The 11,489-nt window shown below is 49.3% G+C and carries 7 protein-coding genes; all 7 read right to left on the bottom strand.

Annotated elements, in window-relative coordinates; all coding sequences use genetic code 11:
• Positions 1-48: 48 nt before the first annotated feature.
• The gene (locus ACYU8Y_RS24480) at positions 49-1,866 is read right to left on the bottom strand and encodes a RagB/SusD family nutrient uptake outer membrane protein (protein ID WP_460940783.1); all 1,818 of its coding nucleotides are present in this window, start codon (positions 1,864-1,866) and stop codon (positions 49-51) included.
• A gap of 14 nt (positions 1,867-1,880) precedes the next feature.
• Entirely contained in the window at positions 1,881-5,345 is a 3,465-nt protein-coding gene (locus ACYU8Y_RS24475; RefSeq protein WP_460940782.1) for a TonB-dependent receptor, read from the bottom strand.
• Between the two features lie 236 nt (positions 5,346-5,581).
• The gene (locus ACYU8Y_RS24470) at positions 5,582-6,655 is read right to left on the bottom strand and encodes a FecR family protein (RefSeq protein ID WP_460940781.1); all 1,074 of its coding nucleotides are present in this window, start codon (positions 6,653-6,655) and stop codon (positions 5,582-5,584) included.
• Between the two features lie 58 nt (positions 6,656-6,713).
• Positions 6,714-7,304, bottom strand: a complete 591-nt coding sequence (locus tag ACYU8Y_RS24465; RefSeq protein WP_460940780.1) for an RNA polymerase sigma factor — start codon at positions 7,302-7,304, stop codon at positions 6,714-6,716.
• Between the two features lie 355 nt (positions 7,305-7,659).
• Positions 7,660-8,991, bottom strand: coding sequence for a xylose isomerase (gene xylA / locus ACYU8Y_RS24460; protein WP_460940779.1), 1,332 nt, complete (start codon positions 8,989-8,991; stop codon positions 7,660-7,662).
• 252 nt (positions 8,992-9,243) lie between these two features.
• On the bottom strand, positions 9,244-9,930 hold the full coding sequence (locus ACYU8Y_RS24455; protein WP_460940778.1) for an NUDIX hydrolase: 687 nt from the start codon (positions 9,928-9,930) through the stop codon (positions 9,244-9,246).
• Positions 9,931-10,130: 200 nt separating this feature from the next.
• On the bottom strand, positions 10,131-11,270 hold the full coding sequence (locus ACYU8Y_RS24450; protein ID WP_460940777.1) for a pyridoxal phosphate-dependent aminotransferase: 1,140 nt from the start codon (positions 11,268-11,270) through the stop codon (positions 10,131-10,133).
• Between the last annotated feature and the right edge of the window lie 219 nt (positions 11,271-11,489).

The raw sequence follows: 11,489 nt of genomic DNA, 5'->3' as shown, positions 1-11,489 counted from the left end.
ATCATTTTCTAACCCTCTTCCTTCTTCTGTTGCGTTAAATTCTGCGCTTTAATAACCAGGGTTTTGCGGAAACTTCGGTCCATCTACCACCCGGTCTATCTGCGACGTTTGCGGAATCGGACGCAACATGTGAAAATCCTGGACGTAGGGTGCAGCCTCCGGATTCCAGGCTTTCACGCGACGCACCAGCGAACGGGTACGAACCAGATCGTGCCACCGTTGCCATTCGCCAAAAAGTTCGCGGGTTCGTTCGTCCAGAATAAAGTCTACCGTTACGTCAGCTTCGGTGATGGTCATGGCCGTAACAGCCGCTGCGTTCTGAGCCGCGGTGTTCGTTTTGCGGTAAGCAGCCCGTTGCCGTACTACGTTCAGCAGCGTAGCCGCTTTGGTAGCATCGCCCGCTTTCAGATACGCTTCGGCACCCGTCAGATACACATCGGCAAAGCGGTATAGCACAGCGGGGCGAGTCGAAGGGTCGTTGAAGTTGGCGCCCCGGCTGGGGTCCATGAACTTCTTCAAAGCCGGGAAAACGTTATTGTCCCATAAACTGGGCGGAACAACAATTCCTTTGAAAGGACGAGTCCCGACAAATTGTGGCGCTCCCGCTACTTCAAAATCGGGTATCCAAACGGCCGTATCCGCACCAGCTACGGTAGAATAACCAATGCCCCGGCTGTTATTGGCCGCATTGGCGGTATTGGTAACGGAAATGTTGGCAATGTAGACCGTATAGAACGAGTTCATAAATCGGGAATCGACCGTCCGGTTTGTAAAGGCCTGATCCAGAAAATAATTCTTACCCGCATTAGGCCCTGTGGTCCATTTGTAGCTGTTGGGGCGCATACGGCTGTAGGGCCGTCCATATTGAGAATCCCGGGTCATCAGCGACGTACCGTTATTGACAATCGTTCCCGCAGCACTTTTGTAGGAGTTAATGCCGCTGAAGTTCGGGTAATTCCAGTTTGTGAACCAGGGCGACAAATTATTGGCAAAACCGCCCCCTTCGGCAGCGCCTACCTTATAGTAGCCATATTTTGGATCGAGTACGTGATCGCTCACGAACATGGTTTCTTTCCCATAGTCATTGGCGGGAACGAAGGCATCGCCGAAATCCTGCCATAAATCGAGCCCATAGGTTGACTTATTGGCAATAATGTCGGCACAAATGGTAGCCGCCTGTGTAAAATCGGCGGCTGTATTGTTCAACCAGCCCCGGGTTAAATACGCCTTTGCCAGTAGCAACTGCGCTACGGGCTTGGTGGCCGCTTTGCCCAAGAAGGGAGCCGTTGGCGTGTTGGGCAGATCAGCAGCCGCTTCAGTCAGATCCTTGATAATCAACTCATAAACCTGAGCAGCTGGTTGGCGAGAGGCCGCCTGCGAGGGAACCGTAATAAATTCAGTGTTCAGCGGTACGTCGCCCCAGGTCTGCACCAGATAAAAGTACCAGAACCCACGCAGAAATTTGGCCTGTGCCAGGTATTGCTTGCGGGTGGCTTCCGGCAGATCGATCGTCTGGCCGTATTTGAGTACGCCGTTGATGGTGTTGATATCCTGAAAGGCGGTTCCCCAGGCTGCCCCGAAATTACTCCCGTTTAACCCATTATAGGTATAGGGCGGAACCCCTCCGCTGCTGGAAGCCTGGATAAACTCGTCGGTGCCGGCCTGCATTTCAACCGTGAACCCTTCGGTGCCCCACTGGCCCCGGATGTCGTTATACACACCCGCAATACCACCCAGTACGCCAGACGGACTATTGAAGTAAGAAGGAACAATCTGCGATTGGGGATTCTCCTGTAGTATTTTTTCGCAGCCCGTGTTAAGCAACGCTGCCAGGCCAACAATAGACCAGATTTTTAGTGTCTTCATTGTTCGATCAATGATTAGAATTTAAGATTGACCCCCAGGGTGAATTGGCGCACAGGTGGGTTGTTCAGGTTTACGGAAATCTGACGCTCGGGTGTGCCGCGCTCGCTGGCATTCTGCGGATTCAGCGTCGATTGACCACTGGCATAGCTGTTTCCTTCCGGATCGATGGCCAGCTTCTGACTTACCAACGGTGAGTAAAGGATCAGCGGATTGGTGGCGTTGAAATAAATCCGGGCCGAATTCATACCAATTTTCCGGATCAACTCGCTGGTAAAGGTGTAGCCCAGGTTAATGCTTCTGACTTTAATGAATGACCCGTCGTAATACCCTAAAGTAGAGCCAAACCAGGCGACCGCCTGACCGGCATCGGGAGCGGGGTAAGCATTGGTCGGATTCGTTTCGGTCCAGTAATCGGTTTTCACCTGATTGACTCGAGCCTGATTGAAGAACGCAAAACCGCCCGAACCCGTCGAGTTACCCGTCAGATACGGCACGATCACTTTCATGCCCATGCGGGCAAAGGTGACAATCGACAGATCGAAGTTTTTAAAGCTGAACCGGTTGGTCAGACCTCCCTCCCAGTTGGGCTGGAAGTTGCCAAGAATCTGCCGGTCAGCCGGATCAATTTTCCCATCGCCGTTGACATCTTCTACCCGGATCTGGCCCGGAAACTGAACGGGTGAGGTTTGCTTGGCCAATGTACCGTTTTCTTTATCCGATGTCTGCCAGATACCAATCTTTTTGTAGTCGTAGATGACTGAAAGAGGTTGGCCCACAAACCAGCCTGCCCCCAGATTAGACTGTTCGGCTGGCGTCGTGAGCTGCGTAATTTTCTCCCGGTTAAAGAAATAGGTAAGATCGGCACTCCAGTTGAAGCCTTTCGGATTTCGGAAAATCTCAAACGTCAACGCCGTCTCCAGGCCTTTTCCTTCCGTGCGGCCCAGGTTTTTAAGGGTCGAACCGGCCCCATTGCTGGCTGGCAACGGTACCGACAAGAGAATGTCTTTGGTGATCTGGTGATACCAGTCGACCGAACCCGTAATTCGGTTGTTCAGGAAACCAAAGTCAATGCCCAGGTCCACCTGCGACGTCGACTGCCAACCCAAGCCGGTAGCGGGTAAACTCGTAACGGTATAGGCCAGTTGCTGCCCGGCGGTTCCGGTACCAAAATTGTAATAGCCCGCCGATAACGCACCCAGGGTCGAATAGGCGCCCACGTTTCTATTGCCGGATAAACCCCAGCTACCCCGTAGCTTCAGATTCGATATGGTAGGCACTCCTTTCATGAAGCCTTCATCGATAATATTCCAGCCAGCGCCAATCGCCGGATAGTTGAAATACTGATTACCAGGCGACAACGTAGAAGAGCCATCCCGTCGTAGCGTCAGGGTTAACAGGTAGCGATCATTGTAACTATAGTTCACCCGGCCCATGTAAGAAAGCAGACCAAGTTCCGAGAATGAGTTGCCAAAGTCCGAAGGCGCAACGGGTGTCCCGGCGGCCAGCGAGAAATTAGACGTTTTGATGTAATCAGCCGGAACCCCGGTTATCGTGAAGCGGCTGCCCAACGAGTGGTTCTTGGTGATTTCGTACAATCCAGTAAATCCGAATTTATGCTTGCCAATCGTCTTGTCGTAGTACAGCAGGTGCTGGAGGTTGATGTCCCAGTATTCGGTATTGCTGATCTCGGCGGTAGACGACGACTGCACCGTGGCGTTGTTAAAGTAAGTCAGTGGGCCACCATAATTATTGGTACTTGACTGGCTGTAATTCAACCCGGCATTCACTCGGTACCGCAGCCCGGGCAGGATATTCACCTCAGCGTATAGACTGTTGAAGGTACGTATCGAACGGGTACGGCCCAGGTACGAATCTTTTTTGGTAAGGATCGTCAATGGGCTGATTGTAGCGGCATCGATGGAACCCTCTGCCGGAAACAGATTAACCGAACCGTCGGCATTATAGGGCGAAGCCAACGGCGTTAACCGCACCAGCCCTCCCGGAACCCCGCCACCGCCAGGTGTATTCGTATAAGTAAGGGTATTCAAGGTGTTCAGTCCAAACTTGATCCGTTTGCCAAGACGCTGGTCAATCGTTGCCCGGATGGTATACCGTTCGAACTTTTGACTGGGAATAATTCCCGTCTCGTTGAAATAACCCAGTCCCATCGAGTACTGCGTTGTTTCCGTGCCACCAGCCATACCCAACTGATGGTTGGTGTTGAAGCCTTGTTTGTACAGTAAATCCTGCCAGTCGGTTGAAATACCAGCGGCTAAGGCATCCTTTTCCTTCTGGGTAAGCGGATAGGCCGTCGTGCCGGGACTGGTGCGGTTATATTTGGTCGCATCGTCCTTAAACTGGGCATATTCCTGACCATTCATTACGTTGAATTTACCCATAACATTGGTCACACCGTGGTAACCGTCGTAGCTAAAAACAGGCTTGCCAATTTTGCCCCGTTTGGTCGTGATCAGAATCACACCGCCCGACCCTCGTGATCCATAAATAGCGGTAGCCGATGCGTCTTTCAGGATTTCCAGGCTGGCAATATCATCCGGGTTGATGTCATTCAGGCCACCATATGGTATACCGTCAACCACCACCAGCGGACCATCCAGTCCATCACTGTTCGAGCCCTGGCCGCTCGTCAGGGTACGGTTACCCCGAATCCGGATCTGTCCCTGCGAACCAGGCGTCGATCCGTTGCTGACAATCGTTACCCCCGCTGCCCGACCTTTCAACTGGTTAACGAGGTTAGGGGCCGGTACTTCCCGTAGTGTTGTTTCAGTAACCGAAACCACTGAGCCCGTTACGTCCCGTTTGCGTTGCACGCCATAACCAACCACAACCACTTCGTTGAGGGTTTTGTCATCCGGCAACATCGTGATGTTGAGCGTCGTCCTCGACCCAACCGCAAGCTCCTGAGGAGCAAATCCGACGAGTGAGAAAACCAGAATGGCGCCTGCATCCTGAACCAGTATTCTGTAATTACCCCGCTCATCGGTGGTTGTCCCGCGTGAAGTAGATTTAATCTGGATGTTTACCCCAGGCAAGCCCTCCCCTTTTTCGTCCGTAACTCTACCCGAAATCTGAACATCCTGCGCTTGATCAACCCTGAGATTATCAGAAGTCTTGTCCTGAAAACCAGACGCCGGGGACAGCTCTCTTTTGAGAACTATTTGCTGACCGACAACCTCATAACTTAAGTTAAGTGGAGTCAGAATATGATCCAGCACCTTCGAAAGCGGTTCATTCTTAGCCTGATAATTGACCTTCCGCTGCGATTGGATGATTTCCCGGCTGAATAAAAATTGAACCTTCGCTTGTTTCTCTATTCGACTGATTGTCACCTCAACATCCTCATTCTGGGCTGAGATACTGACTCGTCGACTCAGCATTTCCTGCGCCTTACCATCGAGGGCAAAGCCGATATTGGTCAACGTAAGGGCAAGTAAGATTTGCAGGCTTGAAATTCTCATAATCCTGATCCAAACATTGCGATTGGTGAAACGGTATTGCATACATTTATGCGTTTTTGTTGGTTTTAGGAAAAAGTGACAAAAATGATGTCTCGTCTCTTCTTGAAGAGGCAATGTGTATGACTGACACATTTGCGGACATTCGAGCGATAGTGTTGGTAGCACTATCGCTCTTTTGTTAAAAAGAGATAGTTTTTATACCATAGATACCCAATTTGTTAAAGGTTAGGAGACAATTAATTACAACCGTAGCTCTGAATAATTACCTGGTTGTCAACAACTTCGAAGGTAGATTCTGTGGTTAGGCAGATGAGCCTGATTTTCTCCAGAAACGGAACATCGTTGAGTTGTCCCGTAAAAGTGCATTTGCTAAGCCGTTGCCTATCATAGCGAATAGGCATATGGTAGCTGGATTCCAATTGCGTAAATATGTCTGGTACGGGCGTGAATTCGAATGTGAATGGCTGATTGACAATAAGCGATGGATTTTCCTGGGCAGGAATGATGGTCCGTTTACGAACCTTGTCCGTTTTGGTTTCCAGACTGAGCTGTTCGTTTTTTGTCAGCAAGACCGTTTTATCGGGTGAATCAACGGTACTGACCGAAACGTTACCCGTCTTCACTTTCACGTAAGCCGCCGTTTCTTTGTCGAAAGAACGTACCTGAAAGCTGGTACCCAGCACTTTAGTAGTCAGATTGGTTGTGTAAACGAGAAAGGGCCTGGCCGGATTTTTACTCACCTCAAAGAAACCTTCTCCCTGAAGATACACTTCCCGAAGCGGATGGGTGTTCTGTTTATGAAAACGCAACTGGCTGCCTGATGACAGCAGCACGGAAGAGTTATCCGGTAGCAATACGACTAATGGCTGACCGGTTATATTTTTTACAATCTTCCAGTCGGCATGCTGAACTGGCTGCTCCACCTTTTTAGTGAATACCCCTATCTGCCCGGAAGTGGAACGATCCATTTGCCACCAGATCAATAAACCAATCACTGATGCTGCAGCAACCCAGCGCCCCCAGTGCCTGCCCAGTAAAGGCTTCACAAGGGTACCCGATGGGCTAAGCTGATCCAGGATTTTTTTTGTATTCTCTTTACTATGCTGTTCTGAGAACTCGGCCTGTTTGCCCTGAAGGACCAACAAAGTAGCTACGGCCTGTTCGTAGAGGTGCCTTTTTTCGGGATATTGGGCCAACCATTGTTGCCAGTATACCTGATCTTCCAGCCGCCTTTCACGAACCCATGTCCGAAACGCGTCGTTCTCCAGGAAATCATCAACAGTAGAGAAATTCTCGGAAGGCAAACCCATTGGTACTTTTTTGCGATTTTCATTGATAGTATGAAGAATCGCCCCCGCAATACCCTCCTTAAAGCAAATTTTTTTGAAAAAAAATGCAAATCGTTAAAAACGAATGGACAAGCCACTGATTACGAAGCTTACTGAGTGCTTTCTGTAGGAAATTGGAAACCGATTGCCGGTTCACGTTCATGACCTCAGCAATTTCCGGAATGGACAGACTTTCATAAAAGCGGAGGTAAAGAGCCTCCCGTTCACGGGCCGGTAAAGACGCTAATTGGGCCTGTATGGTATTGGTGAGCAATGTGAGCGATTCCTGTTGAATCAACAGTGTTTCTGAGTCGTTTTCTTCGACTATTGAACTATCCCAGTTCATTTCTTCCTCATTCAGTCGCTTCTGATTCCGCAGGTATTGAAGGATATGATGCCTGAGCGCTTTTAACAGATAATATTTAACCGACTCTGTATCATTTATTTGCAAGCGATTCTGCCAGAGCTGTAAAAACAATTCCTGAATACAGTCTTCGACAACCACTTCATCGACCATAAATTTCAGTCCATAGTGTCTCAGCGTACGATAATAGCGTTCGGCCAATTGACCAAATGCCTCCTTATCGCCCTCACGGTATAAGTGCCATAACACGTGGTCCTCAGAAATCATGAAGTTTAGGGATCTATAGGTAAGCTAAAACAAGAAAAAATATAAATATACATCAAATTGTACAATAAATAGAGTATAAATTTTAAGATAATAAGCTTGTCTGCGTTCACATGGCCAATTACAGGCCACTCCTATCGGTTTGCTATTTTAAGTATAGCTCCACTGGAATCCAGTGGAGCTATACTAACTACTAACCTATGCTAAAATCTACGTTTCTTATAACCACCCGTTCAGGGCTTTAGACGCGTTCAATCAACCGCCTGCCGCGATCAACCACAATCACTTTTTATCAGATAGTTGCTGGTGTTTAATCTACTACCAGCCTATGCGATTCCGTGACAGGCTTTATTTTAGGTTAGATATACTGATTTATAATACTTTCGAGCCACTCCTGCTTACCGCTGCGCTGTTTCGGCTCGCCATTTTCGAGCGTGTAGCGCCGTAGGTCTTCCAGCGTCAGGGAGCCATCTTCAAACGCTTTTCCCTGACCATTATCAAACGAAGCATACCGTTCCTGGCGGAATTTAAGGTAGTCGGAATCCTGCAAAATAGCATCGGCCACGATGAACGAACGGGCAAAAGCATCCATGCCGCTGATGTGAGCGACGAACAAATCCTCCAGATCGGTCGAGTTCCGGCGTACTTTCGCATCGAAGTTGATGCCACCAGGTTTGATGCCGCCAGCCTGATGAATCACCAGCGCAGCTTCGACCAGCTCATACAGGTTGATTGGAAACTGATCCGTATCCCAGCCGTTCTGGTTATCGCCCCGGTTAGCATCGATGCTACCCAGCATACCCGCATCAGCGGCAACCTGCAATTCATGGTCGAAAGTATGACCTGCCAGCGTCGCGTGGTTGACTTCGATATTCAACTGAAAATCTTTATCCAGACCGTACTGACGAAGGAAGCCAATGACGGTAGCCGCATCGTAATCGTACTGATGCTTCGTCGGTTCCATTGGTTTGGGTTCGATGAAAAACGTGCCTTTGAAACCCTGCTTACGGGCATGATCCCGGGCAATAGTCAGGAACTTAGCCAGGTGTTCGACTTCCCGCTTCATGTTGGTATTCAGCAGCGACATATAGCCTTCCCGACCGCCCCAGAACACGTAGTTTTCGCCCCCTAACGCAATGGTCGCGTCGATGGCGTTTTTCACCTGCGTACCGGCATAAGCCAGCACGGAAAAATCCGGATTGGTCGATGCCCCGTTCATGTAGCGTGGATTCGAAAATACATTGGCCGTACCCCACAACAGCTTCACGCCACTTGCCTGCTGCTTCTGCTTGCCGTAGTCGACGATCTTCTGCAAGCGACTTTCGTACTCACTTGCCGACGAGCCTTCATCGACCAGATCGATGTCATGGAAACAGTAGTAAGGTGCACCAATTTTGGTGAAGAACTCAAAAGCCGCATCCATTTTCATCCGGGCCCGCACATTGGCGTCATTATCCTGATCCCAGGCGAAAACGCGGGTGCCGGGGCCGAAAGGGTCGCCACCCGTTCCGCAGAAGGTGTGCCAGTAACTGATGGCAAAGCGCAGTTGCTCACGCAGCGTTTTTTCGCCGACAACTAAGTCGGGATTATACCATTTGAAGGCTAACGGATTTCTGGACTTAGGGCCTTCATAGCCAATGGCACCAATGCCTTTGAAATACTCCTGGTCACCTAGCGTGATCGTCGACATGATTTGGTCAGTGGTTTTATGTAAGTATGCGTTGGATTGAGGAAATCAAAACCAGTAATCAGCAGACTGGTTTCCGGAGAAATCCGAGACCCGAAAGCAACTGATACCGACCCTTGATTTATTAGTGTAAATTTGACACTAATATTTTAAATGTCAAATCGACACCCAAAATTTTCCTATAAACCAAACACCAACCAGGTTCCGCATGGAACCTGGAATCACGCCTACAGAAAGCTCAGACTACAAATTTGGTCAGGAAGGGATGAAATTTAAAAAGGAGTCGGTAGTCTGTTGATATTTAGCCGTATCCACTTGATAGTAATAAGCGCCCCGCTTCGAAAATCCTTTCTGCTTCTCATCCAGCTTGATCAGCAGATTTGTCGAGAGAATTTTCCGGCTGAAGTTACGCTTATCGAAGTCGGTGTTGTAGATAGCGTCGTACAGTTTCTTCAATTGGGGAATCGTAAATTTATCGGGTAACAGTTCAAAGCCGATAGGATGTTGCGCTGCTTTATAGCGTAACCGCCTTATAGCCAGTTCGACCATATCACCGTGATCGAAAAGCAAGGGGGGCAAATTGTAAATTGAAAACCACTGAGCCTGGAACGTCTCCGAAATCTTCGACTCATAATCCGCAACTTTGATTAGGGAGAAATAAGCGACCGATATCGTGCGCACAATCGGATCACGGTGCGGATCGCCGAAGGCAAATAATTGTTCAAGGTATACATTGGCTAGCCCAGTAAGTTCGAACAGGATGCGGGCCGCGGCTTGTTCGAGCCCTTCATCGGGCTGTAGCCACCCTCCCATGAGCGACCAGGTTTTTTCTTCCACCCCACGCTTAACTAATAGAACCTTTAGGCTTTCCCCATCGAAACCGAAAATAATGGAATCGAGGGCCAGTAAATAGGGATGCTGCTGTTTGTACTGATCTAACATGGGCGACTGCCAGGCCTGGAGATTTATTTTATGGGCGAAAGTAAAAATAACCCCGGTTAAAACTAAGAAGCCTGTCAGTAAACAACCACTCGGTGGCGCTGCCGACTCCCTTTTTCACGTTGGCTTAAACAAAAAAAGTGGCAACCGTTACGTTGCCACCCACATAGGTATCAGTTTGTAATGCAATTACTCGATTCGCTTTATGATATGGTTTTCAACCCATCGGCAAAGGCCTGCATTTGAGGCATGGTACCCAGGCTGACACGGCACCAGTATTGCCCGTCGAACTTCCACTGACGGATACCTACACCCTGGTCCAGCATGCGACTTACGAAATCCTCGCCTTTCATACGAATCGGGAACATCACAAAATTGGCCCCCGATGGCAGCGGTTCATAATTATGCTGCTTCAGGACGCCGTACAGATAATCTTTTGACTCCTGCGCTTTGCCCAGTGAGTATTTGATGAAGTCTTTATCCTGTAAACTAACCATAGCCGCCCGCAGCGTTGTCATGCTCATCGAACTGCCCCCAGTCGCAAACTTACTGATCTGTTCGAGTAGCTCTGGTTTCGCAATCATGTACCCCGTCCGCAACCCGGCGAAACCGTGTACTTTCGAGAACGTTTTGGTAATGATGACGTTGCTGCCCTTCTTCACCATATCGACCATGGTATAGGCTTTCGGATCGGGCGTATAATCGATATAGGCTTCATCGACCAGAACCGGCGTCTTGGCTCCCACCGCTTCGCAGAAAGCCCGTAACTTGGCGGGGTCGACGGTGATGGCGGTTGGGTTGTTGGGATTACATAGATAAACCATGCCTGTCTGGCTACCAACGCGCTCATTCAGCTTATTCAGGTTGATGTCGTATCCATCGGCGGCTACCAGAGGAACCTTATCCATCGTGATACCGTGTTTAACCGCCGTTCTTGGCAGCGCGTCAAACGTCGGGTCAGGCGCAACAATGGTTCGACCAGCGTTAGCACGGTAGGCCGCCCAGAGCGAAGCCGCCGTCAGCAATTCACCTGATCCGGCACCCAGCAGCACATACTCTTCCGGAACACCTTCCGTATCGGCCACCAGCTTCCGGAATTGCTTCGAGTATTCCATCGCATAGAGATAACCATCGGGCGCAGCCTCCGTAATGGCTTTCAGGGCTTTGGGCGAAGGACCGTACGGATTTTCGTTGGCGGATAAGCGGGCTTTCAGTCCGCCTTTCGGAATCGTATATCCCCTGGGCATTTCGGGCTCTGATTCGCAAAAGGCCGCCGGAGCAGCCGCTAAACTCAGACCAGATAACATACTGGCCCGTAGCCAGTCACGACGATTGATAGACATAGCAGAAAGGATAGTTTACCGCATCAATAAATAACAAAAGAGACTGTTGATTAAGGGACCGCCCATAAGAAAGGCGGGTGAGCCGTAAAGAGCTGTTTTGCTGCAGTGTTCAACTTAATAAGTCAAATATATGCCAATCATCAATATTGTTCAAATAATATTCTGTATTATAAAATTATTGCTTGCATAAAAGTTAGACAAATCAATTATATCCAAACA

It is taken from the genome of Spirosoma humi (genome assembly GCF_054776575.1).
This window is presented reverse-complemented; position numbering and strand designations above follow the sequence as displayed.

Coding starts and splice junctions, on each gene's coding strand:
- ACYU8Y_RS24455 (WP_460940778.1), bottom strand. CDS start 9,930: ATGTTAGATCAGTACAAACAGCAGCATCCCTATTTACTGGCCCTCGAT.
- ACYU8Y_RS24450 (WP_460940777.1), bottom strand. CDS start 11,270: ATGTCTATCAATCGTCGTGACTGGCTACGGGCCAGTATGTTATCTGGT.
- xylA (WP_460940779.1), bottom strand. CDS start 8,991: ATGTCGACGATCACGCTAGGTGACCAGGAGTATTTCAAAGGCATTGGT.
- ACYU8Y_RS24475 (WP_460940782.1), bottom strand. CDS start 5,345: ATGAGAATTTCAAGCCTGCAAATCTTACTTGCCCTTACGTTGACCAAT.
- ACYU8Y_RS24480 (WP_460940783.1), bottom strand. CDS start 1,866: ATGAAGACACTAAAAATCTGGTCTATTGTTGGCCTGGCAGCGTTGCTT.
- ACYU8Y_RS24470 (WP_460940781.1), bottom strand. CDS start 6,655: ATGGGTTTGCCTTCCGAGAATTTCTCTACTGTTGATGATTTCCTGGAG.
- ACYU8Y_RS24465 (WP_460940780.1), bottom strand. CDS start 7,304: ATGATTTCTGAGGACCACGTGTTATGGCACTTATACCGTGAGGGCGAT.